This window comes from Paenibacillus sp. FSL F4-0243, from assembly GCF_037963295.1.
Classification (GTDB): Bacteria; Bacillota; Bacilli; order Paenibacillales; family Paenibacillaceae; genus Paenibacillus_AQ.
Genome location: NZ_CP150151.1, coordinates 1,555,537 through 1,582,290, shown reverse-complemented (window position 1 = coordinate 1,582,290; position 26,754 = coordinate 1,555,537). Strand labels below are relative to the sequence as shown.

Genomic DNA, 26,754 nt, shown 5'->3' with positions numbered 1-26,754 from the left:
GCCTATCTCCCCCCTTTCAGCTGAACCCGGCTACGACGAATGCGGAAACGATAGATCATATCGCCAGCAATCAAGAAAAACAGGATGGAGCCCTGCAGCATTTCTGATATCGATGAGGGCAGCCCGATGGTTTGAACACTATATCCGCCAACAATTAAGCCACCGAATAAAATAGAAGTAACGATTAGACCGAGTGGATTCAATTTGGCCAACCAAGCCACAATAATGGCGGTGTATCCATAACCCGGTGAAATGCCCTGCATCAGCTTGTGTGTAACACCGGAGACCTCCGCCATGCCAGCGATCCCGGCGAGCCCCCCACTGATCAGCATGACGATAATAATATGGCGCTTGATAGGAATCCCCGCGTATCTGGCTGCAACAGGATTGGCCCCAATCAGACGGAGCTCGTAACCCCACTTGGTAAAACGAATCATTAAGTAATAAATCACAACGGCGATAAGTCCAAATAACAATCCAATATGCAATCTTGTACTTCCGAGAACAGGCAGCGACTGAGCCGCAGTAAACATAGGTGATCCCGGGAAATTAAAACCTTTAGGATCTTTCCAAGGTCCGAATACCACGTAATCGAGCGCCAATAGGGCAACATAATTCAGCATTAATGAAGTGATTAGCTCATTCACTCCAAAATGCGTCCGCGGAATAGCAGTCAATAGTCCCCAAAGCGCACCCGAGGCAATCCCGAACAGCAGCATTAAGCTCAGGGACCAGAATGAAGGTAAGTCAGGAAAATAAATCGTGACCGCTGTGGCCGCCATAGCCCCAACGGTTAACTGGCCTTCTGCTCCAATATTCCATACCGAAATGCGGTAAGCCACAGCAATCCCAAGCCCACATAGGAGTAGCGGGATCGCTTTAACCATCGTTTCCGTGAGCCCATACGCAGTGCCAAATGCGCCACGAAACATTTTTTCATAGACCAGCACCGGATTCATACCATTCGCCGCAATAAATAGGGCACACAACAATAGCGCTAAAACTATAGATACAATAGGTGTCCACCAAGGAGAACGGATGCGGCTGGCATCGTATTCGAAACGTAGAGAGAATCGTTTTCCGGAGTGGGAGGGGAGGGGTTCCAGTACTGCTGCTGCGGTATTTCTTCCATTCTCCAGGCTCATACGGCGCTCTCCTCTCTATTATGAATACCAGCCATTAGTAGTCCGATGCTCTCTCGATTCGCTTCCTCATGTGTACTCTCACCAATAATTGAGCCGTTATAGATCACTAGAATCCGGTCGGACAACTGAAGCAATTCATCTAAATCCTCCGAAATTAACAACACGCCACTACCTGAACCACGCAGCTCCATAAGAAGGTCGTGAACACCAGCCGTGGCACCTACATCCAGCCCTTGTGTCGGATGAACGGCGACCATCAGCTTAGGCCGATGACTGATTTCACGTGCAAAGAGCAGCTTCTGCTGATTACCACCTGACAACTGTTGTACTGGCGTCTCCAGCTCAGGTGTCTTGACGTTAAAGCGCTGGACCAGCTCCTGTGACCACAAACGGTTCTTCGCGGACTTCAAGAAACCAAATTTGGAGTGCTCCTCTGAGCGGTAAGACTTAAACAAAAGATTATCCACCGATCCGAGGCGTCCAGCTAAACCGCTCTTCATCCGGTTCTCCGGCACGTGGGAGATTCCTGAATCAATTGCCCCTCTAACCGAAGCCGATTTCACCGTCTTTCCATCAAACGTGATTTCACCACTTTTCCAGCCTCTAAGACCTGTTAACACTTCAGCCAGTTCCTTTTGTCCATTGCCAGCTACCCCAGCTACGCCTACAATCTCCCCTTTACATACGTTCAGAGAGAAGTGATCCAGTGCTTTTCGCCCGTGATCGGCATATACGTCCACATCTTTCACTTCTAATAAAGAATCCCCTTCAGTGGCTTCCCGTTCTTGACGGGTGATGGTTACTTCCTTGCCCACCATCAGACGAGCCAGCTCCAGTTCATCTGTATCTGCCGTGGTCAGTGTGGCGATCATTTTCCCTTTGCGCATGACGGAAATCCGATCGGAGGACGCCATAACCTCTTTCATTTTATGAGTAGTCATAATGACCGTTTTTCCTGCCTGCTTCATGACCCGCAGCGTTTCAAATAGCTGTTTCACCTCTCCCGGGGTCAATACTGAGGTTGGTTCATCCAGAATAATAATGTCAGCCCCGCGATACAGCGTCTTAACGATTTCAACACGCTGCTGCTCACCCACGGACAACTGCCAGATCGGGCGATCCACCGGGAAATTCAGTCCAAACCGTTCCGCTAATGCCTCTATCTCCTCGCGTTTGTTCTTCATCCACTTACGGCCGCGCCAGAAAGACGACTTTTCGCCAAGCACGATATTTTCTGCTGCTGTGAGGCTTTGCACCAGCCTAAAGTTCTGAAACACCATACCTACACCCAGTTGCGCAGCATCTTTAGGAGAACGGATCTGAGCACCTTTCCCATGAATGAAGATTTCTCCTTCGTCTGCTCTATACACCCCTGACAGCATGCTCATCACCGTGCTCTTCCCGGCCCCATTCTCCCCAAGCAACGCATGAATCTCACCCGCATTTGCCGAAAAGTCGACTTGATCACTGGCGGTTACCGAGCCGAATTTTTTCACAATCCCCCGCATTTCAACTGAAGTTCCCCGCATGGCCTGAACCCCTCCTTCCTTCAAGTTGTAGTACGGGTGGGGAAGTTTCCGCTTAACGGAATCCGCCCCACCCATAGATTGTGCACATTTTATTCCCTATTTTTGAACATTATTGCGGGATAGTTCCTTCCACACCTTTTACGAGCCAGTTCATGCCCAGCACTTCCTCCAAGGTCAGCTTCTGACCCTCCTGAACCTTCACATTCCCTTGATTATCTGAGATCGGACCTGTGAAAACCTCAAGCTCACCACTGATAATTTTGGCTTTGGCGTCTTCGACAAGCTTTTTCACATCATCTGGGATCTTGTTCCCGAAAGGAGCCAGCTCCACCATACCGTCAGCCATATCACCGGAATATTGCTCGCTCTTCCAGGTTCCATCCATAACTGCCTGCACAGCTTTTACGTAATACGGCCCCCAATTCCATACCGGGTTCGTCAAATAATTGTCCGGAGCGTATTTGCTCATATCCGAGTCATTTCCCCCGGCAAAAGCCCCTCGTTCAGCAGCAGCCTGCAGTGTTGCAGGTGAATCCTGATAGGCCAAAAGCACATCCGCACCCTTATCCAGCAAGCTGATTGCCGCTTGACGTTCAGTCGTCGGGTCATACCATGTATTCGTCCATACCACATTCACCTTTACATCAGGATTGACACTTTGTGCTCCAAGGGTGTAAGCATTCAAGTTATAGATCACTTCGCTGATCGGAAAAGCGCCCACATAACCCAGCTGATTATTTTTGGTCATTTTCCCTGCCGCTATGCCGCTCAGATAGCTGGCCTGATAGTTTTTCCCGAAGTAGGTTCCCATGTTCTCTGCGGTTTTGTAACCCGAAGCATGCAGGAACTTCACGTTGGGAAATTTGCCCGCTACATTTAATGTAAAATCCATATATCCGAAGCTCGTTGTAAACACGATGTCGTGTGATTGCGCAAGCTCTGTGATGATTCGTTCGGCGTCAGCACTTTCAGGGACATTTTCTACAAAGTCAGCTTTAATCCCAAACTCCTTCTCCATATACAACCGTCCTTGATCATGTTGGTACGTGTAGCCGCCATCCCCTGGAGGTCCGATATAAACAAAAGCAACCGTCGGTTTCTTTGCAGCCGGTTCTGTTGTTGCAGTTGCTTCTGTTGCCGCTGTAGTTGTCGCTGGTGCCTCAGTTGCATTTATAGAAGTATTATTATTGCTGCCACACCCCACCAAAGTCACCGTCATTAGAACCATTAATGCAAGACAAGATGTTATGAACTGACCCCTTTTTTTCATAATTCTCCTCCTCCAAATCATCTCTCATCATGGCTGCAACCATTAATGTACTTCTACTATACTTAGAGGTGGCCTTGGCGTAAATTTATATAACATACGTTTGTATTTGAATATAAGAATCAGAACTTTTTTTGTGTGTAATGCACTAATTGGTTTTTGGAAGGTGAGTTTCGTGTCATATTATATGACCAAATGTGGAAAAGGAACACTGTTTTAGAATATTTTTCAGACTACTCTTTACATCACTTTCCATTTCTCAGAATCCATTGCTCCTGAATCTCACCAAAATCTTCTTTTGTATCTGCGTCCATGAAATAATGGGTAGACTCAGATTCCAGAACAATCCCCTTATAATCAGGTGAACGCAATATCCCCGCCGCTCCTCGATCTCCATCTAATCCCTGTAGTGCTGGAAACAACGTCTTCGAGAACAAAGCCGGGGGCATAACCGACCCATTGCTGACGCTAGCGACATAATCCATCTCCGGAGATTGTTCAAACGTTTGTATCAGACGGTCCACTAATGCTGTAGTAATAAATGGCTGATCCGCAAGCGCCACAACTACTGCATCGGGCTGTAAAGGCAATACCGCATTAAGGCCGCAGCGCAGTGAAAAAGACAATCCTAGATGTGCGGTTAAGCAAGTTTCGGTACGTCTGGATCCTTGCGGTTCAATCGCGGGTGGCAGCCATTCCAAGTTGTCATCCGCACGCACTACCACGATTAGCGGTTCTAGATTGCAACGATCCAATTCACTAAGCGCGACGCTCCCGAGTGAGACCTCCTGCGACAATTTCAGTGAAACCTTGGACACGCCCATCCGCCTGCTCTGCCCCGCTGCCAAATATATTCCTGCTACCTTCAATACTATCCACTCCTTTAGGCAGCTCTCGTGAGCCCACCCTTCTAATTTGAATAATTTCTGCTATAATACTGACCGCAATCTCCTCCGGACCTTCTCCTCCAATCGGCAACCCTACAGGTGCATGCAAAGATGCAGGAGCCTCAAATCCTTCCAGTAAAAGAGATATCCGCGCCTTCGAACCGATAATCCCTATATATAGAGGGGCAAGCGGAATCACACTCTCCAGGAACTGTCTATCCCGCCCAAGTTGATGACTGCAAATCAATACATAATCCTCTCGAGCTACGCCCAATCGCTGAACAACCTCCATGGGGGAACAAATTACTTGTTCAGCTCGAGGAAACTTATTGTGCAAGCTTCCTTCGCGCCAATCCGCAACCGCAACCCGAAAGCCAACTCTGTCAGCAAGTTCCGCAATTGGAACCACATCACGTCCCCCGCCAAAAATCACAAGCCGCGGTCTTGGCACGAAAGACGTATGGAATGCTGTCAATTCTGCTGGAGCGGCCATAAAGCGACCTGCCGCTAGGTTTTCTTTTGCCGAGTAGGATAATTTCGGATGTTTCTTGCTCTGCGGCAGTTCATTGTCTGGATCCAGCTCCAGCTTATAGGCAAAATCGTTCTCCACTGCTTCGCGGAACAGAATTAGCTTCTCTCCCCTAGCCAATCTGTCACTCGCCTGCACTAAAAGCTTGTAGAGCTGACCCTGCACGGGTTCAAGCACTACTTTGATTTTGCCTCCACAGCCGACAACCTCACCCCAGGACAGATCATACGGAGACAGCATGTTGTATTCCACAATTTCGGGCAGCCCTCGTTCCCAGATCTCAGAAGTTCGCAGCTGCAGATCGTTTTCCAGACAACCTGGACTCAGGCTTCCAATCGTACCTCCTTCAAAAAACAACATCACCGCTCCGGCTTTACGATACGAGTGTCCCTCCACCTCTATCAGCGTTGCCAGCACCGCAGGCGCCTGATGGGTTTGAATATGCATTGCGATCTCATGTGTATTCACGAGGTTCCCTCCTCCGTGTTTGCATTTCAATCCAGACCTTAGTCCCGCCCAAGCATTCTCCGAAACATGAAAACTAACTTCAGCCTCATTAGATCATTTATTTTTTTAAAATCGACATCCAAGAGCTCACTAAGCTTCTCGATCCGGTAGGTAGCCGTGTTCCGATGAATAAACAACTTTTTGGCTGTCTCATTGACATGCCCATCGTTCTCTAGATAAACCTCCAGCGTCCGCAGCATTTCTCGCACATACTCCGGCTCACGACTAAGCAGTCCTCTAAGCGTTCCGTTGCAATATTTCTCCATGACCTCTGTCGGGATTTGCCCAAGAAGCAAGGAAAGCTCAAGCTGCCGATAATGCACAACATTCCCATGCACTCCCTCAAACTGAAGCATCCCCATACATTCCTTCACCTCCGCAAAAGCCTCCTTCAGCCCATCCGGCTTCAATTTACAACTACTTATCGCAGCTCGTGGATAATACCCCTTGTCAAACTTCAAGTTGTCAAAACAAGCCTGGATTACATCCCGAAATTGCTCAGGACTCTGAAGAGCTGCCGGATAGATGGACAATAATCCTTGGTCTACAATCACATGAATGGCCTTTAAATCCCGCAGTACGGGGTGTTCAGTGTATTCTTCTTTTAATCTAAGCAGCTCACTTTGGCGTTCTTCAACAGTCGCAACAATATCAGTTAATACTAGTTGAAATGGCGACTGAAGCAGTTCAATTTCCAATTCGAGCGTAGCCTGTGCTAAATCGGCGTAAGATAAGTTACCATTTAGACAACGTCTCAGCAATCCACTGAACTCCCTATGTTCTGCCTGTTCAAAATAATCCTCGTATCCTGAGTAAATATGATATGAAATAAGTTCAGCACCCTGAACGAACAAGCTCTCTTCCACCGGGAGCAATAAAGGGTCGATGGAACAATACAATAAATATCCCGAGCACTTTTCTCCTTGTATTAGTGGTGTGCGATAACCTGCACGATCCTCTACACGAAAACGTTGATTCCGTTTCTGCCAGGGCCATCCCTCCAGCAACTGTGAGGTCTGGTATTCAGAATTGTTATAGATTACATCCCCGCGTGCGCTAACCACTACAAGTGAATGGCCAATCACATCAGACACCGAGTCAAACAATGGACGGCTGCGGACAGATCGCAGGGCAAATTGCATCAGCTTTTTCTGCTTCTCCATTATGCTCTGCAGAACGTGAGTGCTCCGGCTAAGCTCAGCGCGAAACAGGCCATTCATCTGATCCGAAAAAGTGAACTGGAACGGCAACTGGATTAAGGGGAAGTTAAGGCTCTCAGCTTCTGCGATCAGCTGCTCCGGTACTTCATCCCAAAATCGTCCCAGCTTAATACCCAAGGCCGATGAGCCCCTTCGATTCAGCGTCTGCAGCAAAGCAGCGGCATCCTCCAGATTGTCCTTGATTAAATAGGCTGTCGTTAGCAGCATCTCGCCTTCTTTGATCCAATCCGAAATATCAGGTGCGTCCATCACATTAATCGATTTCACAATTCGATGTTTCCCCTTGGACCCCGCGATAAGCTTCGCCTCGGACAAAGGATAAATGGACAACGCTTCTTCAACCGTAAGATGCATGCCATCCCTCCTTTTTAGGATCAATTGAACCATTTCTAATTAATAATGTTATTTTATGTAACATTATAATTAAAATGAACCTCCTTGGATAGAGTGAAATTAAAATTTAATGGTTTTTATGTTAGTTAATATAACATCAAATGAACATAACTGATTAATCATTAATCTTTAGTTCACATCACTTGTGTGAGTAGTATAATTAGATCGGACAATATTAGGATGGATTTGGAGGGGATCTTTTGAGTAAAAAGCAAGTGTTTACGGGTTCACCCTGGGAGTCGGTGGTTGGATATTCTCGCGCCATCCGAATCGGCAATCGTATCGAAGTCGCAGGAACAACAGCCATGCAAGACGGGGAAATAGTCGGTGTAGGAGATCCATACGCGCAGACGAAATTCATTCTACATACCATCGAAAAAGCGCTAAACCAGCTAGATGCTGATTTGTCGCATGTAATTAGAACAAGAATGTTCGTGACAGACATCTCACGCTGGGAAGAAGTCGGCAAAGCACACGGCGAATTTTTCAAAGATATTCAGCCTGTAGCAACCATGGTAGAGGTAAAAGCGCTTATTGATCCACTATTGTTAGTAGAAATAGAAGTCGAAGCATTCGTAGAATAGAGCTCGGACGTGGCATGGCACCTTCTTCACGGAAGGTGCTTTGTTTGCGTGTTGAGATGAAACGCGAGTGTGTCGTGGCTGACCTTTTTGGTGTGGGGCATTTATACCCCTTCTTCCGGTAATATCACCAGTATTCTTGGATTCTGGGGGATTTATACCCCTCTTTTCGGCTATATGACCGGAATCACTGGATTCTAGGGTATTTATCCCCCTCTTTCCTGTAATATGGCCGGAATTACAGGATTCTAGGGTATTTTTGCCCTTCTTCCCCGCAATATGAGCCAATTTCGCGCATTCTACGGGATTTATACCGTTCTTTTCAGCTATACGGGCCAATTTCGCGCATTCTACGGGATTTATACCGTTCTTTTTCTTCGCATGGAGGTGTTTACTGAAACGCTGGTCTTAGCCAACTTTTGAGCACTGAATTTTTCTTTTACTCTATCACACCATTATTGAGCCTACTTCATCACATTGAGTTCATTTTTTAAAAAACCAATTTCACCTATCATCTCAAAACCCATCAAGTCCCGTCATCTCAAGGTCGCCGCCAAACCTCCTTCACCCATGAGAGTAACCGAAGATCCTGACCATGTCCGGCGATAACCGACAATCCCAGCGGCAGTCCATTTGTAGAGAGCATAGGTAATGTTACTTGAGGCAGGCCTGCCAATCCAGCTATACAACTCAACATCATCGCCCCACTACGGTTCTCCTCCAATTGACGCAAACCCCCACCACGCAGCGGTGCAGTACCAGGTACTGTCGGAATCACAAGACAATTATCTTGACCCAGCAGCTGGCGCAACTGGGTAGAAATCTCCGCTCGTTTATTCAGAGCGATACTGTGGTCCTTGCCCGCTAAGCTGGCAGCCCAAGAGAACCGGGCCGCAATATCAGGCCCAAAAACTGGTTTCACCTTCTCAATCCAGGCGCTATGGGTTGTCCAGATCTCATTGCCTTGTAGCTCTCGAAAGACATCCATCCAGACTTTTAAACCTTCTCGAGCTATTTCAGTTTTGAGGAAATGATCAGCACCAGTCCGCAAACGATTCAATCCGTCCACTAGAATACTTACATCCTTTGGGGCAACCAAATCCCAACAGTCCGTAGCGACAAATAAAGTCCCCATTTTCTTTTGTGAATCATCCTCTTTATCCTTTCTAGAATTATATTCCACATGATTTTCTTTGCTCTTCGGTATCTGATCCTCTATGTTTTTTTGTAAATTATTCTCCAATTCTTCCTCTTCATTTTTTCCCCCACCGTTCTCTATATTCAATTCTAAATTTCCATCTATGCTCATCGTTACTTTTTCATCCATGCGCCCATTTCCAAGTAAAACCTCCCCCACTTTCTGGAGCACATCCATACGATCAGCCATCCAGCCTACTGTATCAAATTGCGGTGATAACGGGATCACACCTTCCATATTCACAGCACCATGCGTCGGGCGAAAGCCATATACTCCGCAATAGGCGGAAGGGACTCGAATAGAACCACCTGTATCTGTTCCGAGCGCAAAATCAACACTACCTGAAGCTACCGCTACTGCCGATCCACTAGAAGAACCACCTGGGATACAGCCTGCAGCACGTGGATTTATGGGCGTTCCATAATGATGGTTCTCACCGCCCAGACTGTACATTAACTCATCCGTATGAGTCGCTCCTCGAAGCGTCGCTCCCGACTGGAGCAGCTGGCGTACTACTGCTGCATGTTCTGTAGAGGGATTGTGGCTCCGCAGCCAATCTGGATTACCTGCAGAAGAGCTGTGCCCTGCGATCGCATACACATCTTTTACAGCAAAGGTCATTCCGTCCAATATCCCATTCCCTAAACGTCCGACTGTTAGCTCAGAATCTATGAACGCGCCATACCTATTATCCACCATATCCCCTTCCTCCTCCCCTCAACATTCCTTCTAAGATCTTAATCAACTCGTCTAAGATTTTAATCATCCTTCTAAAATCTCATGTCCAATAAACTAGGGCTTTCTGTTACACCTTTCTAAGAAGCCTTTCACTTCAAGGTGTCGCCTGCAACCCACCTCCAACCCAAATTCTACCTACTCTCACCTCACCCTACCAACCTATCGCCGCGCCATCGCAGCGAGGGTCCGCCCCCCCACTACGATACCCATTGTCATCTATGGATATCGCGTGAGCATGACCCATGCTCCCGTCATATGCTTCCACTTTCCGGACAATATGACCGGCTCCCGCCAGATCTGCCAGCACCTCATCCGCTACCCGTCCCTCTACCTTCAGCTCCTGCGTAGGCTCCCCCCATGTCCTCCCCCATACAAAACGTGGTTCACTTACAGCCGTTTGCGGATTCATCCCATAATGCAGCATCCTTGTAAGTAGCAACGTTTGAGTCTGCGGCTGACCTTCACCACCTTGCGTACCATATAGAATCGCAGGTTTGCCCTCGCGGCAGGCCATGGCTGGCATCAGTGTGTGGAAGCTGCGCTTATGCGGTTCAAGCGTATTGATATGGTTCGGATCAAGCGAGAAAAATGAACCCCGATTCTGTAGCAGAATCCCTGTATTCCCAGCCACCACACCTGAGCCAAATTCAAAATACAGACTCTGAATAAAGGAGACCGCATTCCCCTCCTCATCCACCACCGCAGCATAAGCCGTATCACTGCCTATAGGCTGACTTGTCAGCTGTGCCGCTTTTTGCATCGAGATTGTAGACGCTAGTTGCCCTGCATAGTTCTTATCCAGCAACTGCACCAAAGGAATAGCACTAAAATCCGGATCTGTAAGCACTCTATCCCGATCACGAAAGCTCAGCTTCAGCGCTTCAACAAGCAGGTGGTAATATTCATAAGAGCCATGCTCGATTTCTCCGAAATTAAAATACTCCAATATATTAAGACTCATCAGCCCCGTAAACCCTTGAGAATTTGGCGGCACTTGATACACCCTATGCCCATGATATTCCGCATGAATCGGCTCGACCCAATCCCCCTGATGATCCGCAAAATCATCCCGTGTGAGATAGCCCCCAGCTGCCAGCATATAATCACAAATATCTTCAGCAATCTTCCCCTTATAAAAAGCATCCCGTCCACCCGCAGCCAACGTCCTCAGGGTTGTCGCCAGCTGTGTCTGCTGAAATCTCGATCCAGCAGACACAGCCACTCCACCCGGCATATAAATCGCGGACGCCTCCGCCGACAACGCCGTTCCAGCAAACAGCGTATTATTCCGCTGGTCTGGCGACAGCGGAAACCCACTCTGAGCATAGCCGATGGCTGGCTCCAGCACCTCTGCCAGCGTTAAGCGGCCATACTTGCTGAGCATGGCGTCCCAGCTATCCACCATCCCCGGTACGGTGATGGCACTGCGGATCCCCCGCCTCGGAATAGCTCCCTCACCGGCATAGCAACTTCTGCGAACTCCGTAACCCGACCGTCCACTTCCGTTATACGCCCGGACACGCGCCTCTTCTGTGCTATAGGTCAACCAGAACGAATCCCCACCAAGCCCCGTCATATGTGGGTAGACTACAGCGAGCGTCGCACTAACCGCCACCGCCGCATCAAAGGCATTTCCCCCTTTTTCCAAAATGCGCGCACCCGCAGCCGAAGCTAAATAATGAGGGCTGACGACCATTGTTTTTGTGCCTATTACAGGTTTCTCCGCCATGTTCCCCATCTCCCTATTAACTTCTCACTTAATTAATGTCATTTAACATTACATAAAAATCCCTTGTCAATCGGTTACGCCAAACCTCAAAATAACCATCCTCTTTTTGTGATTCATGCACAAACATTAGCTAATTTCTAGTCAACCTCGTAGCTTCACACATATGATTTGTATAGAATGGGCTCTAAACACAAGGGGGGTCTCACGTGATATCCATCCATAAAGACTATGTACAATTAGCTATCGCCATGTTCAGAACTGGGATTGTCGGCTATGGCGGAGGGCCTTCCGTGATTCCATTAATCCGGCATGATGCGGTAACTCGCTACACTTGGCTAAGCGATGATGAATTCGGGGAGACATTGGCGATTGCCAACGCGCTACCGGGACCTATTGCTACCAAAATGGCGGCTTATCTTGGATATAAACTTCGAGGAGTTAGGGGGGCGATACTGTCAGTTCTGGCACATATTTTACCTAGCTGCCTGGCTATGATCATACTGTTATCAGCTGTAAATTATTTAAGTAGCTCAAAAGTAGTAGCTGGAATGATCGCGGGGGTATCTCCTGTCATTGCTGTCATGTTAGGAATAATGGCATATGAGTTTGCGCAAAAAGCCTATAAAGGGCTAGGAAAATATCTCAGCGCTGTCTTCATCCTTCTCGCCTTACTTCTGCTACAAATAATTCACATACATCCAGCTCTCGTAATCGTGCTTTTTCTAGGTTACGGAGCCGTTCATTACCGGATCATCGGGAAGCAACAACAAGGAGGATCAAATTGATGGACTGGTTAGAGCTCATTTACGGATTTTTCATGGCGAATTTGCTTGGATACGGCGGTGGTCCTTCCTCTATTCCATTGATGTATCAAGAAATCGTTCCCCATTACGGCTGGCTGACCGATGAACAGTTTTCTAACATGCTTGCACTTGGCAATGCACTGCCTGGCCCAATTGCTACCAAAATCGCAGCTTACGTCGGCTATGATGTCTACGGCTGGTTAGGACTCATCATAGCTTTGTTAGCAACCGTCTTGCCCTCCGCAGTAGCGCTTATTATCCTGTTAGAGGTCATGCAAAAATACAAGCAATCCCCCGTAGTGAAAGGGATGACATTGCTTGTCCAACCCGTTATAGCAGTTATGATGGCTGTACTCACTTGGACAATGGCCAAAGGTCCTGCGGACTCTATCGGAATCTGGCAAACACTGTTCATTGCCGCAATCGCATTCTGGGCCATCAAGCGGCTTAAGCTGCATCCTGCCTTTGTCATCTTAGCCGCTTTTGCCTATGGTGGTCTGGTACTCCGCTACACGGTCTAACTAAACTATTTTAAAATATATTGTGACAATACCGCCTGTACCTCATAAATATTCACGGATTTATTAAAGGTCTTCTTGAGTGGCACAGTGCTGCTGGAAATATAGATACATAGCTCCGCATCCAGATCAAAGTGCCCTGCCGTCTCCACGGAATAATGCGAGATGCTTTTGTATGGGATGGAATGATAGTCCGTCTTTTTCCCCGTCAGTCCCTGTTTATCCACTAGAATCAGTCGTTTGTCTGTAAAAATAAACATATCTCTAATCAGCTTGTAGGCTCGTTCAATTTTCTCTTGAGGGGCAAGGATTTGTGCATATTCCCGCTGTACCTCCGCTAGATTTACTTGTGATGCATTACCCATCAATCCGTCAAAAAGTGCCATATAACTTCCCCTTTTCATCTGTTATTTTTTAGTGGCACATCTCCCCACACATAGAACCATATTATTCATCGATTCATATTCTATGCAGTGTAAAACTTCGCTTTGCCATCTTTTTACTTGCTAAATTTCCGATTATTGTTTACACTGTCATTAAATTTGTTAAGAAAGGGGTGTGGAAGGAATGGATCACAACTGGACCAACAGTGTTATGAGTCGGCTACCTAAAGCGATAGCTGGCATTGCTCATGTAAATGGCGATAACGGGAGAAGTCTGTCCATTTCCATGAATTTAATAACACTACACAATTGTGAAATGCCTTTCCTGCCATCACCCGGACGGATCAGTTAACCGGAGAATGATAAGGCCGTAGGGAAATTTCCCTACGGTCTTTTTTTATGGTTTTTTACAGAATTCCAGTTTCGATTTAGGGTTCTGGCGTTGCAAAGGGCATTCTTAAAGGAGAATATATATGATTATTCAATGCCAAAATGTTCAAAAATACCACGGTGCACAGCTCGTACTAAATAGCATCACCTTCGATATCCGCCAAGGAGAAAAAATCGGTCTAATCGGCCGCAATGGCTGCGGTAAAACTACACTTTTCCACTTACTGAATGGCGAAGAGCGCCCCGATCAAGGGCAAATCTCAATTCGCAAAGGTAGTGTAGTAGGAATGCTGGCTCAAATTCAAGAGGTTAACGAAAAAGAAACCGTATATGAAGTTCTACAGCGTAGCTTTGCTGAACCTTTGCAATGGCAACAACGCCTGCGAGAGCTGGAGCTTGAAATGTCCACCTTCAATACCGGAACGGATGAAATGCTATGGAATCGACTGCTGAAAGAATATGGTAGCCTTCAGGATAAATTTGAGACCGCAGGAGGTTACGAAATTGAATCCTCCATTCAGCGAGTTGCCATTGGTCTAGGAATCGGAACTGGGCAATATAACCGACTCTTCTCCTCTCTTTCTGGCGGCGAGAAAACTAAAGTCGGACTCGCAGAACTCCTGCTGCGTAGACCTGATGTACTTCTACTCGATGAGCCAACCAATCATCTAGACATGAACGCCATCGAGTGGTTAGAGCAGTACTTACAGAGCTATGACGGTACAGTGTTAGCCATTTCCCATGATCGTTACTTCCTCGACGCTGTAGTCAAGAAAGTGATCGAGATTGAGGATGGCGAGGCCTTTACCTTCCATACCAACTACAGCGGCTATCAAATAGAGAAGGAAACACGTCTACTTCAACAATTTGCTGATTATCAAGAACAACAGAAAAAAATAAAGCAAATGCAGGAGAGCATCAAACGCCTCATCGAATTTGGTAATCGGGGAACTCCCCCAAACCCTGCCTTTTACCGGCGAGCAGCTTCCATGCAAAAAGCACTGGATCGTATGGTAAAGGTTAAACGTCCTATTCTTGAGCGCAAATCGATGGATTTGCAGCTACAGCAAAATGATCGCTCCGGGAATCAAGTCGTCATACTGGAGGATATCGGTAAGGCATATGGAGAGCGAAGCCTGTTTACAGACGCAAACGAAGTTCTTCGCTACGGAGAAACTACGGCACTTATCGGTGGTAACGGGGCAGGGAAAAGTACGCTTTTAAGAATTATATTAGGTCAGGAGACTCCAGATACCGGAAGCTGCACGCTTGGTTCAAGAACCGTTGTTGGCTATCTCGCGCAAGAGGCTGTCCCTGACAATAACAAACAGTCCGTACTCCGCTACTTCCGTGAAGAGGCCGGACTAGAAGAAGGTGAAGCGCGCGGGCAGCTCGCACGTTTCCTATTCTACGGTGCCGATGTATTCAAAGACATCACGAATCTATCCGGAGGGGAATGGACCCGCCTGCGTTTCGCTGTGTTGATGCATCGTAAACCAAACCTGTTAATTCTGGATGAACCAACGAACCATCTAGACATTGACTCCCGGGAAGCGCTAGAGGAAGCATTAGAAGAATTCCCAGGTACAGTGCTGGCCGTTTCACATGATCGCTATTTCATTAATCGTCTGTTCCATAAGCTCTGGTCCATTGAAAGTGGACGATTTGGAGTTTTCAACGGCAACTATGAGTATTACAAGGAGAAGCAAGCTGAACAGCCGTTAGCAGCACCAGTCTCTATTCCTGATCAGCCTAAGCCTTTCTCTTCAGATGGAACCACTGCACGCTCCGGTAAGCCTCAATCTAACCGTTCCGTGAATGTTAATGTCACTACGGCTAACTCGTCCAGTTCCCGCAAGAAGAGTATCCACTTTGATTGGGAAAAGGCTATTGCCGAAGTTGAGGATCAGCTTGGGGAAATCGATGCCAAAATGCTAGATCCACTGATCAGTAGCAATGCGGCAGAGCTCGCCGAGCTACAGAAAGAACGCGATGCAGTGCAAGAGCAACTAGATGAGCTCTATGCGGGCTGGATGGAAACTGCGGGACACTAACGATTATTACATGAGGAGATACGGATATGAGCAACGAAACGAAGATTAAGCTTTTTTGGGAAGAATACACCCAGCTTCATCCACAAGCAGCGGATAACTACGAGGCTTGGGCCTTTGGCGACAGTCCTCAAATGGCCGAAGAACTGCTAGATCTGGTGATACGCAGGATTAAGACAGGAACCGCTTCGAACTATGAAATTTATGCAGTCTGTGACGAGACCTTACCAGAAATTGGCCGACATAGTATCCTGCTGGACGGTCGTGGTAATCCGCAAGCAGTGATCGTTACGACAGATGTGCAAATTACACCTTTTGATGAGGTAGGCGCTGACTTTGCCTATAGCGAAGGCGAGGATGACAGAACGTTAGAGTCGTGGCGCCATGAGTATGAGAAGTTCTTCTCCAGAGAATCCTTAGCGTTCTTGAAGAAGCCTTTTGATCCAAAGATGAAGGTAGTTTGCGAGAACTTTAGACTGTTATATTCGAAATCTTGAGAAACACAGGAAACTAAAAAGGCGGCCTCTTCAGTTACGAAGAGACCGCCTTTGATGTATACCATACAACTAATAGAGTTAGATAATTATTAAAATACGGCTCAGCGCCAAAACCCCAGAATCCAGCCAATCACAGAGATCCATAACGGAATGCTGATTAAGATACCCCAAACCAGCCCAGTGGCAATATTGCCCTCTGCAGGACGCACCACATTTTCCTGTTTCAATGGAATGCTCAACTCTTCTTGTTCCATGCGATCCCCTCCTAAAATTCTTATCGTCACAGTAGAGGAAAAAATGTAGACCGCTCGACCTAAAAGCTTAGAATACCAACATTGTAAGTGCTTACATAATAATTATTACCCATCATTTACATCATTAAAAACATCACTTACGGAAGTCATACATAATATGCAAATTCTTAGTCCAATATTACTACTTTTTCTGGATTTCGTAAATATTCAAACATCGTTTCAATCTGCTCACTTGTATTCCTCTCTAATGAGAGCTCAGGCAGTTCATCTTCAGCAAAAAAGGATACTTCACTCGTCTCCACCCCTTGCAGCGCCTCGCCGCCTACAATTCTGCACAAAATAAAAAACTTATACACGTGATACGGCTCCGGAGGATGGTTATGAAATTTCTTATCTAAAACAGCCAGCAAGCGAATTGCTTCTGTCTCAAATCCTGATTCTTCTTGAATTTCCTTAACAACGACTTCACTCGGTGACAGACCGATATCTCCCCAGCCCCCGGGAAGCGCCCACTTTCCATCCAATTTCTCGCGGACAAGCAGGATTCTGTCATCCTGAAAAACAACACCACGGATATCCACTTTCGGCGTAGAATAGCCACCCTCACTAGCAAAGGAGAGTCTTATTCTCTCCTTGCTTTCGAACGTATAATTAGCGAGGATATCTACACTTAGCTCCCGCAAAGCTTGATACCGTTCTATATCATAGACATCTTTAGCGTAAGTTAGTCCAGTCTGTGCGATGGCCTGTATTTCTTTAGCCCAGGTTAACCATTTCTGCTCCATTGCTGCACCCCTTTAAATAACTTGATTAGGATTACTGGCAAAGCATTAAATGACGGGAGAACAAACCTTTTTTAGCTTCACAGCGGTCTATAATCGTAAATACAGCCTCCGTGATCATCTTATCCATCGGTTCAATCGCAACGATAACTACCCGATCTGCAATCCGGCGCGCATTCACTAGAATCGCAAACTGTTCCTCAGGTGTAATACTAGAATATAGATTATAAGGCATATCTACAATAGCTACATCGTAATGTTCTGTGATGTCAGCAATATCTCCAAGCGTAACCTCACTTGTGAATCCAAAATGGGCAATATTCGTTCTGGCACCGATCGCGATTTGAGGGTTAATGTCACGTCCAACCATATTGATTCCCATCGAGAGGGCTTCTACCATTACTGTTCCGATGCCGCAGCAAGGATCGATAGCTCGTACACCTTCCGGATTCGGAACGGCTATATTGACCGCAGCTCGGGCTACACGTGTGCTAAGCGCGATAGAGTAGCTACGCGGCTTTTTCATTTGACGGAACCAGGTGGCCTTGTTCTTATGATAAGCTCCAAAGTACCAGCGACCGCCCAGCGTAACAATGCCGTATACCAGCTCTGGATGGTTAACATCCGCTTCCCCTTCAATCCGCAGCCCAATTTCTCGCTCGATCACTCTTCGCTCATCATATTCTATTTTGTCCGCAGGGGACAGATCATTGGTCTTCACAAAAATAACCTTAAATGTCTTACCCCCAAGCTCCACCTGCTCCGTTTGATCATAAATCTCAGGCAAGCTATCTCCTTCGTACATAACATCAATTCGTTCTTTTATGAAGGGACTGCGGCTGACATCCACCTCTACCTCACTCTTAAAGATTGAAGAAGGTACTTCCTCTCCAAAAAGACAACGAAGCTCCATCTGACATAGCGATAACTCGTCCTCTGAACAGGTGTAAGTATATAAAAATGTGTTTTTTTCACTTTTATTTTGCAAAATAATCCATCCTCTATCCCAGTAAATTGTACACCTAGCTTGCTACTCCAACATTTCGTGCTGACGATCATACCCTATACGCGCTTTGGCGATTTCAGCGTTGTTTCTATTGACCCATTCCACTAGGGAAGTTAAAGGATCCAGCAAGGACTCTCCTAAACTCGTCAGACCATATTCAACAGTCAAAGGTACCGTAGGCGTAGCTTTACGCCAAACTATACCATCTCGTTCTAAATGACGCAGGGTTTGGGTCAGCATCCGTTGTGATATACCACCAGAACGCCGCTGAAGTTCTTTAAACCGCAATGCTTCTGCACCCAAATTAACAATGATGAGCACACTCCATTTGTCCCCAACCCTATCGAGAATCTGGCGGGTGATGGAGCAATCCTCTAGCGTCGGCATTAGCCGAATGGGTTCGTCCATTGAATGTTCCAAAGTGGATACCTCCATAGGAACTCAAGCATGTAATAGTGCCTTCTTGTCCCTTAAGTTTAATCAGCTTATCATGGTTACTGTTAGTAATCAACAACCGGAAAGGAACTATTAATTGCGAAAAAAAGCTCCGGTCTCAAGGATCAGATAAGACGTCTTTCCAATCGCTTTTGATCCATAGTGAGTTCTCCAGTATAATGATTCCTATAGAATGCTAAACAAGACGGTCACGCATGGCGATTAAGCTCATAGCCGGTTTTGCGCAGCAAAACTTAAGGAGGTACATACACACTATGTCATATGAAACGTATTTTTCAACACACCGGGATGAACATCTCGAAGAACTAAAACAATGGCTCAAGATTCCAAGTATTTCTGCCTTGTCTGAGCATAAGGACGATGTACTAGCTGCAGCCCATTGGCTGACAGACACACTAAAGAAAGCCGGACTTGAGAACATTGAACTTCATCCGACAGCGGGACATCCCGTCATATATGCTGACTATCTTCATGCTCCGGGTAAGCCAACCATTCTTGTATACGGCCACTACGATGTGCAGCCAGTAGATCCGCTAAACCTGTGGACTACACCTCCTTTTGAACCAGAAATCCGTGACGGCAAGCTGTATGCACGTGGAGCAACGGATGACAAAGGACAAGTATTCATTCACCTCAAAGCGATTGAAGCAATCCTGAAACAAGAAGGTACTCTTCCTGTTAACATCAAGCTCTGCATCGAAGGTGAAGAAGAAATCGGCAGTGCAAATCTCCCTCCATTCCTGGAAACTAACAAAGAGAAGCTGGCTGCGGATGCGGTGCTAGTCTCCGATACTTCCTTGCTGGAACGCGGTCGCCCTGCAATTTGCACAGGACTACGTGGCCTAGGATCACTTGAAGTGAGCGTAACTACAGCTCTTACAGACCTGCACTCCGGTTCTTACGGTGGTGGCGTTCCGAATGCACTGCACGCTCTTGTGTCCCTGCTCAGCTCCCTTCATGACGACAAAGGTCGTGTTTCTGTAGAAGGCTTCTATGATGGTGTACCTGAACTTTCTCCAATGCTACGTGAGGAATTCGTGAAGCAAGGCGTGAATGAAGATAAGATTCGTGAAGGACTCGGACTTGATGCGTTATACGGCGAAGAAGGTTATTCTTTTGTAGAACGTATTGGTGCTCGCCCTACACTTGAACTTAACGGTGTGTATGGCGGCTTCCAAGGCGAAGGAAGCAAGACAGTTATTCCAAAAGAAGCACATGCCAAGATTACTTGCCGTCTCGTTGGCGATCAGGATCCACAGCATATTCTTGATGCCGTTGAAGCGCATCTGAAGGCTAATATTCAAACCGGAGCGAAAGTGCATGTGACGCAAATGGAGAAGGCACGTGCCTTTAACATCGATCCATCGAACCCTATTCTACAAACTGCAGCAGACGCTTACGGCAAAGTATACGGAACCCGTGCCCTCTTCACCAAAGACGGTGGCTCCATTCCGATCATGGAAAGCTTCTCCCGTGTACTTGAAGCACCAGTGGTCCTGATGGGCTTTGGCCTTGATGATGAGAACCTGCATGCACCGGATGAGCATTTCAACCTAGAGAACTTTGATAAGGGACTGCTCACCATTGTTGAGTTCTTGAAGACTGTTTAAGAGAATCAGGTAGTATAACAAAGCCAGACTCCTCTTCATTGAGGAGCCTGGCTTTTTGATATCTAAGAATAGTTCATAACAAAACCATCAACCAAAACATAAAAAAATCCTTGCATCGCAAGGATTTGGAAGTTTAAATTATGGAGCGGGTGATGGGAATCGAACCCACGCTATCAGCTTGGAAGGCTGAAGTTCTACCATTGAACTACACCCGCATTGGAAAGTGAGTACAAGAGATATTGTATCACCCCGATAAATAAAAATCAACATTTTTTTATGCGAGATATAAGACATAGAGTATGGTGTGAAACTTATACTTTCTTATATTTTACAAGGAAGCGCCGAGGGGAGCCTTTTTCAAAAATGAGGTCTCAAATTCAGCTGCTTGGATAGGTTTACTGAACAAAAACCCTTGAGCTTCATGGCAATGCTGCTCACGCAAAAACTGCAGCTGCTCCTTGTTCTCCACCCCTTCTGCGGTAACCTTGAGCTTCAAATGATGCGCCATAGAAGTAATCGTGGAGACTATTGCCGCATTATTACTGTCCTCCATAACCTCAGAGACAAACGATCTGTCAATTTTTAGCCTGTCGATCGGCATATCCTTCAAATAGTGCAATGAGCTATAGCCTGTACCAAAATCATCGATGCTAATGAACACACCTAGCTCTTTCAAGCGCTTCAGCTGATCAAAAGCCGTTTCTTTATCCAAGGTCATACTCTCTGTAATTTCAAGATCTACATAACATGGATCCAAACCAATATCGGTCAGAATGGTATGAATTTTACCAGCCAGGTTCGGCTGAAGGAATTGACGCATAGATAAGTTGATAGAGACGCATATCGGCTGGTAGCCTGCTAGCTGCCACTGTTTATTTTGCAGGCACGCCGTCTTCAGTACCCATTCCCCAATTGGAACAATTAGCCCGCTATCCTCAGCTAATGGAATAAACTCATTAGGTGAGACAATACCACGCTTAGGATGATTCCAGCGCAATAAAGCTTCCATACCTACAATCTCTTCTGTCTCCAGCTGCACCTTTGGCTGATATAAGAGATAGAACTCATCACGCTCAAGCGCTCTTCGAAGGTCATTTTCCAGCTTCAAGCGTTCCTTTGCCTTCATCTGCATGGCTGGGATATAACGACGAATCTCCACACCCTGTTCCTTCGCATTATGAACAGCAGTATCCGCATTTTGAATGAGATGTTCAGCAGTTTCCCCGTCACCGGGATAAATACTCATCCCCAAGCTGAGTGAGATATGGTACTCGCCAGATTCTATGTTAACGGGGGCTTCAAATAATCTGAGCAACTCTGTAGCTCGTGCCAAGCATTCTCCAAGACTTGCTCTTTCTGTCATTAGAAAAGCAAACTCATCCGCTCCCATACTATACAGCTCTTCACTGGATCTAGCCTCATTACTGAGACGCTCAGACACCAATTTCAATAAAAGGTCTCCGGCATAATGACCCAGAGAGTCATTTATATTCTTAAAATGATTAATATTCATAATAGCCAAAGCTGAGAGTTGATCATTTGTGTCCGTCTCTCCAGCATCAATCATTTCTTCTACACGCTGTGTCAGCCGACGTCTATTAGGAAGTCCTGTTAAATCATCATGATACGCCAAATAATTGATCCGTTCTTCGGCCAACTGTTTCTCGTAAAATGGCTCTTCAATTGTCAGGCGATACACGCCGGTAAGCAACTGGTAATAAGCAATTCCGCTACATAACATCCCAAAGAGATCATCAATATTTCCGCCACTTATGGGAGTCATAAAAAAAGCCTGGCCTAGCGAGAAAAAGATAAGTGCCCGAATAATAACAAGCAGCGAGGCTGACTTTTCATTATTCCCAGGAAATACGATGGCAGCAACACCTGCTAAATAAACAAAAAGTACTGCCAGATCAACGAATTGTTTAAGTGTACTCATCCAAGGCTTAGTAAATAACTCAGGCACTGCTGAGTGGATAAATACAAATAATGCGATGAAGAGCACGATCAACATGAAGGCGATTCTGAATACATTTCTTTTTTCGGTAACGGTCACTGGTTTATCTTCTCTACTAAAAATAAACAATATGCCCAGGCCGCTGGATAGACGTGAAAAGGTAAGCAGCCACCTTGATTCCTCAGGGGTTATAAACGATGAAATCAATGGAAATGCTACAAAGCCGAGTGTATGCAAGAAATCAATAATACATATTCCACCAAAAAGAGCTGCGACATATAATCTTCCTTTAGATAATCTGCTAGAGAAGAACAACCATCCCTGTGCAAATATCGCAAATCCAAAAGCAACAGTACAACAGCCGACAATGAGATAGAGTGCAGAAATAATATCCCAATTATCCAATCGGTTTAACGATGTATGGAAAATTTGAATGAATAGGAACAGTAAGGCTCCTACAATAGCCGCTTGAATTGTCTTTTTCTCTTCTTGTCTCATAGATCCCTCGCGTCTGAAAATGATGTCGATTATTAAGCAACTATGTATAGTCTTGTCCTATGTATAAATATCGGCTAGATCGGTCTTTAAAGTTACATTTCTTTTGTGAGGTCGTATTTTTATAGCGATTATTCATAAATCTTGCATAAATATAAACCATTTTCTTCTAGCAGGCAAGCAAAAATACCTTCAGGCTTCTTATTAGAACGGTAAGTATTTCAGCGAAAAATATTAGAATCATTTATCAGAGAAACTTATAGAAATTTTATTTTTATTCAAAAAAAAAGCACTTCCCCCTACGAACGGGTTCAGTGCTTCTGAACAACAGGTTTATTTATCTCCGAAGTTAACCTCTGGTGTTGTAAGCTTATCATAGAAATCAACCGCTTTATCCTTATCCGCCGATGCGCGAAGCGCCATTGCTGAGCGTGGATGCTCATCAAGCGTTCCAGTGATCATGTAAGGAATGATATAGCCCCACTCTTCTTTTTCACGTAAAGGAATCATCAGGCGTTCAATGATATCAATTACAGGGCGCAATGTGTAGCGTGTATTCTTCAAATGGGTCACTAGCAGCTCTGTAGGACAATTCCCCGCAGCACGTCCCATTCCATAACAGGAAGCGTCCAGCAGCTCTACACCTTTCTCAGCAGCAATCAACGTATTGGAGAACGCGAGTTGAAGATTATTGTGGGTATGTACGCCCAGGCGTTTGTTTGGCAAATGAGTTTTGAACTTCTCAACTAAGTAATTGATGTCGTTGTGATCTAGACTACCGTATGAATCCACAATGTATACCACATCAACTACACTCTCACGAATCATTTCGAAAGCTTCTAATAATTCATTCTCCATTACATTCGACAAAGCCATAATATTGATCGTTGTCTCATAGCCTAGATCATGGAAGGTTTGTACCAGCTGTAAGGCTTTCTCCACATCTTTGCTATAACAAGCTACCCGAATCAGATCCAGCATACTTTCGCTGCGAGGTAAAATATCATTCTCATCCACACGACCGATATCAACCAAAGCGGAAAGCTTCGTATGTCCCTTTTGCGGGATAACTTTACGTAAGAAGTCATCGTTCAGAAAACGCCATGGTCCAGCACCTTCTGCTCCTTTGAGCAGTTTAGGGGAGTTTTTATAACCGATTTCCATATAGTCAACACCAGCCTCATTCAAGCCGGCATACAAATTTTGCACAAATTCCACGCTGAAATCCCAGTTGTTAACGAGCCCCCCATCGCGAATGGTGCAGTCAACAATTTTACATTGATTAGTCTTCATAATTATCTCCCTTCAATTCCTGCAATCATCGTATGTGCTATTGCAATCATTATAACCTCTAGCATAGCTTTACTATGCAATTTATATCGTTCAATCATACTTTAATGAAGAATAAATTGTAAAGGTATTTCGCCTTTAGCACTTTAAAGTAATTACCACAGTAGGTCAGGGACAAATGTCACAGTATACAAACACTTAAAAATGCTACATTACAAGAAAACAGTTGAGATTGATTCTCAATCTCTTTTGGAGGGATTACAATAGCTACTTCTACCTGCTGTTCCTTACTGCAATTACAACCTGGCACTGCTGGAAATATTCATAAAATAGAAGGAATGAACCCCGTTCTACGCCGTCGTCTTGCTGATCTCGGAGTGTCAGAGGGTGTGAACATCCGTCTTAAAGGAAAGGGACCTTTTTGGGGACCGATTACGCTAGAATGTAACGGCCAGCTGTTCGCCATACGCCGCAAAGAAGCTTCTCTGATTGAGGTGAACGTATCTTGAGTTCTATAGCTCTTGTGGGCAATCCCAATACAGGTAAGACCTCTCTCTTCAATACATTAACGACTTCATACGAATATGTAGGGAACTGGTCAGGCGTTACGGTTGAGAAAAAGATCGGAAATCTGAAGAACGGGGCAGGCAAGCTCATTGATTTGCCCGGGATCTATTCTCTGCACCCACTCTCCCGTGATGAAGGGGTCGCAGCCCAATATCTGATAGAAGAATCCCCTGAAGCATTAATCAATATCGTGGATGCATCCCAGCTGGAACGTAATCTGCTGCTCACGCTTCAACTACTTGAGTATGGCAAGCCTACTGTACTCGGTCTTAATATGATTGATGTCGCTAATGCGCGTGGTATTCATATTAATCAAACCATTTTACAATCAAGATTGGGTGTCACCGTCCTCCCACTTATAGCAAGAACCCGTAAAGGCAGCGTACAGATGCTCAGCATCCTCGAGGAATCGTCAGCTATTCCTGCTGTAAAGTTCAAGCTGAATTATGGTGAGGTCGTCGAGCGAGCGATATCTTCTATAGAAAAGGAATTACGTTCTATAAAAGATCTGCCCAATCACCGTTGGGTCGCTCTACAGCTATTGGAGCAGAATCCGGTTATACTTCAGTTTCTGAAGTCGCGTATAGATGTTACGGGACTGCTAAATATCTGTGAGTCTTGTCAGAGTGAGCTACAAATCAAAAAACTCGCCCTGACACTCCCGCAATGGATTCGCTCGAACCGTATGGAGTATATTCGCAATATTTGTGTCGAAGTCCTTGATACGACAGCTCAGAAGCCCCATAACTTAACCGAAAGATTAGATTCGGTATTGACTCATCGATTTTGGGGACTGCCCTTATTTATTTTCTTTATGTATGCTCTCTTTAAGACAACATTTGACTGGGTTGGCGGCCCCCTATCGGATATCGTAGATGGCCTGATATCCGGCCCTATTAGTGATGGAACGAACTCACTGCTTCAGACCATTGGAGCTTCAGGCTTCACGCATGCATTGATTGTGGATGGCATCATCGGCGGTGTAGGAGGCGTACTGGTCTTTGTTCCGCAAATCTTTATTCTCTTTCTGATCATTTCCTTCCTAGAGGATTCCGGATACATGGCAAGGGTCTGCTTGTTGATGGACAGCACCATGGAACGAATGGGACTGAACGGAAAAGCATTCATTCCATTTATCATTGGTTTTGGTTGCAATGTACCGGCCATTATGGCGGCGCGAAGCATCGAACAGCCCAAAGATCGCATGCTGACAACACTGTTAATGCCGCTGATGTCTTGTTCTGCAAGATTACCTGTTTATGCATTATTCGCAGTTGTATTCTTCCCTGAGCAACAAGCGTTTGCCGTTCTCTCTATGTATGTTATGGGGATTGTGTTTGCCCTAATTCTTTGTAAGGTATTCTCTAAATACTTATTCAAGAATGAATCCTCCGTCTTCATCATCGAACTTCCTCCTTACCGTATGCCGCAGATCAAAACCTTATTGCGCAGCACTTGGGAGAAGGGCAAAGGGTTCCTTCGTAAAGCGGGAACGATTATTCTAGCTGGATCAGCCATTATTTGGTTCATGTCTTATGCTGGTCCTGGCGGATTTGATGTAGAAATGGATCATAGCTATCTAGCTAAATTCGGAGGCATGATTGCACCACTACTGGAACCGCTTGGTTTCGGAACGTGGCAGGCCGGCTCTACCTTGGTCCCAGGATTTTTAGCGAAAGAGGTTGTAGTGTCTACGATGAATATCATCTATCACGCACCAGATACCGCTGGATTAGAGAATCAAATTTCACAAGTCTTTACACCGCTAAGTGCAATCAGCTTTATGGCCTTTATCCTGTTATATATTCCTTGTCTGGCCACTGTAGGGGTTATCAAAAAAGAAACAGCCTCTTGGAAATGGACTTTCTTCTCCATTGGCTATTCTCTTGCTCTGGCGTATATCGTATCTTTTGTTATTTTCCAAGGTGGGCGATTATTAGGCTGGTCGTAGAACTTGTAATTCGTTGATTCT

24 protein-coding genes and 1 tRNA gene are annotated in these 26,754 nt (G+C 45.8%); 9 read left to right on the top strand and 16 right to left on the bottom strand.

Annotation, left to right across the window (positions count from 1 at the left end; genetic code table 11):
* Positions 1-2: 2 nt before the first annotated feature.
* The 6 genes from NSS87_RS07170 to NSS87_RS07145 all read right to left on the bottom strand — a co-directional run bounded on the left by NSS87_RS07170 (position 3) and on the right by NSS87_RS07145 (position 7,438).
* Positions 3-1,145 carry an ABC transporter permease gene (locus tag NSS87_RS07170; protein WP_339245880.1) on the bottom strand — a complete coding sequence of 381 codons (1,143 nt, stop codon included), beginning with the start codon at positions 1,143-1,145 and terminating at the stop codon, positions 3-5.
* Entirely contained in the window at positions 1,142-2,674 is a 1,533-nt protein-coding gene (locus NSS87_RS07165) for an ABC transporter ATP-binding protein (protein WP_339245877.1), read from the bottom strand. The genes NSS87_RS07170 and NSS87_RS07165 overlap by 4 nt, the downstream gene beginning before the upstream one ends.
* 109 nt (positions 2,675-2,783) lie before the next feature.
* On the bottom strand, positions 2,784-3,944 hold the full coding sequence (locus NSS87_RS07160) for a BMP family ABC transporter substrate-binding protein (protein ID WP_339245873.1): 1,161 nt from the start codon (positions 3,942-3,944) through the stop codon (positions 2,784-2,786).
* Between the two features lie 242 nt (positions 3,945-4,186).
* Entirely contained in the window at positions 4,187-4,759 is a 573-nt protein-coding gene (locus tag NSS87_RS07155; protein WP_339245869.1) for an NTP transferase domain-containing protein, read from the bottom strand.
* Entirely contained in the window at positions 4,701-5,825 is a 1,125-nt protein-coding gene (locus NSS87_RS07150) for an XdhC family protein (protein ID WP_339245866.1), read from the bottom strand. Before NSS87_RS07150 ends, NSS87_RS07155 begins: the two co-directional genes overlap by 59 nt.
* 38 nt (positions 5,826-5,863) lie before the next feature.
* Positions 5,864-7,438, bottom strand: coding sequence for a PucR family transcriptional regulator (locus NSS87_RS07145; RefSeq protein WP_339245863.1), 1,575 nt, complete (start codon positions 7,436-7,438; stop codon positions 5,864-5,866).
* Positions 7,439-7,677: 239 nt separating this feature from the next.
* On the opposite strand from NSS87_RS07145, the gene NSS87_RS07140 reads away from it, so the two are divergent.
* Entirely contained in the window at positions 7,678-8,061 is a 384-nt protein-coding gene (locus tag NSS87_RS07140; RefSeq protein ID WP_042185766.1) for a RidA family protein, read from the top strand.
* A gap of 538 nt (positions 8,062-8,599) precedes the next feature.
* Here NSS87_RS07140 and NSS87_RS07135 read toward each other — a convergent pair.
* Entirely contained in the window at positions 8,600-9,955 is a 1,356-nt protein-coding gene (locus NSS87_RS07135; protein ID WP_339245860.1) for an amidase family protein, read from the bottom strand.
* Between the two features lie 190 nt (positions 9,956-10,145).
* Positions 10,146-11,723, bottom strand: a complete 1,578-nt coding sequence (gene ggt / locus NSS87_RS07130; RefSeq protein WP_339245857.1) for a gamma-glutamyltransferase — start codon at positions 11,721-11,723, stop codon at positions 10,146-10,148.
* Between the two features lie 209 nt (positions 11,724-11,932).
* On the opposite strand from ggt, the gene NSS87_RS07125 reads away from it, so the two are divergent.
* Both NSS87_RS07125 and NSS87_RS07120 read left to right on the top strand, forming a co-directional pair.
* Positions 11,933-12,508 (top strand): chromate transporter, encoded by a 576-nt coding sequence (locus NSS87_RS07125; RefSeq protein ID WP_339248449.1) that lies wholly within the window; start codon positions 11,933-11,935, stop codon positions 12,506-12,508.
* Positions 12,508-13,047, top strand: coding sequence for a chromate transporter (locus NSS87_RS07120; protein WP_339245854.1), 540 nt, complete (start codon positions 12,508-12,510; stop codon positions 13,045-13,047). The genes NSS87_RS07125 and NSS87_RS07120 overlap by 1 nt, the downstream gene beginning before the upstream one ends.
* A 5-nt stretch (positions 13,048-13,052) precedes the next feature.
* On the opposite strand, the gene NSS87_RS07115 is transcribed toward NSS87_RS07120, so the two are convergent.
* A complete protein-coding gene (locus tag NSS87_RS07115; RefSeq protein WP_060625452.1) occupies positions 13,053-13,430 on the bottom strand; it encodes a PH domain-containing protein in 378 nt (125 codons plus the stop codon).
* Positions 13,431-13,611: 181 nt separating this feature from the next.
* Between NSS87_RS07115 and NSS87_RS07110 the strand changes: the two genes are divergently transcribed.
* The 3 genes from NSS87_RS07110 (at position 13,612) to NSS87_RS07100 (ending at position 16,365) form a co-directional block, all read left to right on the top strand.
* Entirely contained in the window at positions 13,612-13,779 is a 168-nt protein-coding gene (locus NSS87_RS07110) for a hypothetical protein (protein ID WP_156114741.1), read from the top strand.
* Between the two features lie 121 nt (positions 13,780-13,900).
* Positions 13,901-15,871 (top strand): ABC-F family ATP-binding cassette domain-containing protein, encoded by a 1,971-nt coding sequence (locus NSS87_RS07105; protein WP_339245846.1) that lies wholly within the window; start codon positions 13,901-13,903, stop codon positions 15,869-15,871.
* Between the two features lie 26 nt (positions 15,872-15,897).
* On the top strand, positions 15,898-16,365 hold the full coding sequence (locus NSS87_RS07100) for an ASCH domain-containing protein (protein ID WP_339245844.1): 468 nt from the start codon (positions 15,898-15,900) through the stop codon (positions 16,363-16,365).
* Between the two features lie 101 nt (positions 16,366-16,466).
* Here the strand turns inward: NSS87_RS07100 and NSS87_RS07095 are convergent, their stop codons facing one another.
* From NSS87_RS07095 to NSS87_RS07080, 4 genes are all read right to left on the bottom strand, one after another.
* The gene (locus NSS87_RS07095) at positions 16,467-16,619 is read right to left on the bottom strand and encodes a hypothetical protein (RefSeq protein WP_156113065.1); all 153 of its coding nucleotides are present in this window, start codon (positions 16,617-16,619) and stop codon (positions 16,467-16,469) included.
* Between the two features lie 167 nt (positions 16,620-16,786).
* Complete coding sequence (locus NSS87_RS07090; protein WP_042185753.1) at positions 16,787-17,404, bottom strand: NUDIX hydrolase; 618 nt, start codon at positions 17,402-17,404, stop codon at positions 16,787-16,789.
* A gap of 31 nt (positions 17,405-17,435) precedes the next feature.
* Positions 17,436-18,389, bottom strand: coding sequence for an RNA methyltransferase (locus NSS87_RS07085; protein ID WP_339245840.1), 954 nt, complete (start codon positions 18,387-18,389; stop codon positions 17,436-17,438).
* Positions 18,390-18,431: 42 nt separating this feature from the next.
* Complete coding sequence (locus NSS87_RS07080; RefSeq protein WP_339245837.1) at positions 18,432-18,827, bottom strand: helix-turn-helix domain-containing protein; 396 nt, start codon at positions 18,825-18,827, stop codon at positions 18,432-18,434.
* A 290-nt stretch (positions 18,828-19,117) separates the two neighbouring features.
* Between NSS87_RS07080 and NSS87_RS07075 the strand changes: the two genes are divergently transcribed.
* Positions 19,118-20,473: a dipeptidase gene (locus NSS87_RS07075; RefSeq protein ID WP_339245835.1), complete on the top strand. Its 1,356-nt coding sequence runs from the start codon at positions 19,118-19,120 to the stop codon at positions 20,471-20,473.
* A gap of 141 nt (positions 20,474-20,614) precedes the next feature.
* On the opposite strand, the gene NSS87_RS07070 is transcribed toward NSS87_RS07075, so the two are convergent.
* The 3 genes from NSS87_RS07070 to NSS87_RS07060 form a co-directional block, all read right to left on the bottom strand.
* Positions 20,615-20,688 (bottom strand) — tRNA-Gly (locus NSS87_RS07070).
* A 113-nt stretch (positions 20,689-20,801) separates the two neighbouring features.
* Entirely contained in the window at positions 20,802-22,928 is a 2,127-nt protein-coding gene (locus NSS87_RS07065) for an EAL domain-containing protein (RefSeq protein ID WP_339245832.1), read from the bottom strand.
* Positions 22,929-23,258: 330 nt separating this feature from the next.
* Complete coding sequence (locus NSS87_RS07060; protein ID WP_170880320.1) at positions 23,259-24,218, bottom strand: aldolase catalytic domain-containing protein; 960 nt, start codon at positions 24,216-24,218, stop codon at positions 23,259-23,261.
* A gap of 239 nt (positions 24,219-24,457) precedes the next feature.
* On the opposite strand from NSS87_RS07060, the gene NSS87_RS07055 reads away from it, so the two are divergent.
* Together NSS87_RS07055 and feoB are read left to right on the top strand one after the other, a co-directional pair.
* The gene (locus NSS87_RS07055) at positions 24,458-24,724 is read left to right on the top strand and encodes a FeoA family protein (RefSeq protein ID WP_331281439.1); all 267 of its coding nucleotides are present in this window, start codon (positions 24,458-24,460) and stop codon (positions 24,722-24,724) included.
* Positions 24,721-26,733, top strand: a complete 2,013-nt coding sequence (gene feoB, locus NSS87_RS07050; protein ID WP_339245828.1) for a ferrous iron transport protein B — start codon at positions 24,721-24,723, stop codon at positions 26,731-26,733. The genes NSS87_RS07055 and feoB overlap by 4 nt, the downstream gene beginning before the upstream one ends.
* The last annotated feature ends 21 nt before the right edge of the window (positions 26,734-26,754 follow it).

Bases quoted from the DNA above. Each gene is read 5' to 3' on its own strand.
- NSS87_RS07170 (WP_339245880.1), bottom strand. From the start codon at position 1,145: ATGAGCCTGGAGAATGGAAGAAATACCGCAGCAGCAGTACTGGAACCC.
- NSS87_RS07165 (WP_339245877.1), bottom strand. From the start codon at position 2,674: ATGCGGGGAACTTCAGTTGAAATGCGGGGGATTGTGAAAAAATTCGGC.
- NSS87_RS07160 (WP_339245873.1), bottom strand. From the start codon at position 3,944: ATGAAAAAAAGGGGTCAGTTCATAACATCTTGTCTTGCATTAATGGTT.
- NSS87_RS07145 (WP_339245863.1), bottom strand. From the start codon at position 7,438: ATGCATCTTACGGTTGAAGAAGCGTTGTCCATTTATCCTTTGTCCGAG.
- NSS87_RS07135 (WP_339245860.1), bottom strand. From the start codon at position 9,955: ATGGTGGATAATAGGTATGGCGCGTTCATAGATTCTGAGCTAACAGTC.
- ggt (WP_339245857.1), bottom strand. From the start codon at position 11,723: ATGGCGGAGAAACCTGTAATAGGCACAAAAACAATGGTCGTCAGCCCT.
- NSS87_RS07120 (WP_339245854.1), top strand. From the start codon at position 12,508: ATGGACTGGTTAGAGCTCATTTACGGATTTTTCATGGCGAATTTGCTT.
- NSS87_RS07115 (WP_060625452.1), bottom strand. From the start codon at position 13,430: ATGGCACTTTTTGACGGATTGATGGGTAATGCATCACAAGTAAATCTA.
- NSS87_RS07110 (WP_156114741.1), top strand. From the start codon at position 13,612: ATGGATCACAACTGGACCAACAGTGTTATGAGTCGGCTACCTAAAGCG.
- NSS87_RS07105 (WP_339245846.1), top strand. From the start codon at position 13,901: ATGATTATTCAATGCCAAAATGTTCAAAAATACCACGGTGCACAGCTC.
- NSS87_RS07100 (WP_339245844.1), top strand. From the start codon at position 15,898: ATGAGCAACGAAACGAAGATTAAGCTTTTTTGGGAAGAATACACCCAG.
- NSS87_RS07095 (WP_156113065.1), bottom strand. From the start codon at position 16,619: ATGGAACAAGAAGAGTTGAGCATTCCATTGAAACAGGAAAATGTGGTG.
- NSS87_RS07090 (WP_042185753.1), bottom strand. From the start codon at position 17,404: ATGGAGCAGAAATGGTTAACCTGGGCTAAAGAAATACAGGCCATCGCA.
- NSS87_RS07075 (WP_339245835.1), top strand. From the start codon at position 19,118: ATGTCATATGAAACGTATTTTTCAACACACCGGGATGAACATCTCGAA.
- NSS87_RS07065 (WP_339245832.1), bottom strand. From the start codon at position 22,928: ATGAGACAAGAAGAGAAAAAGACAATTCAAGCGGCTATTGTAGGAGCC.
- NSS87_RS07060 (WP_170880320.1), bottom strand. From the start codon at position 24,218: ATGAAGACTAATCAATGTAAAATTGTTGACTGCACCATTCGCGATGGG.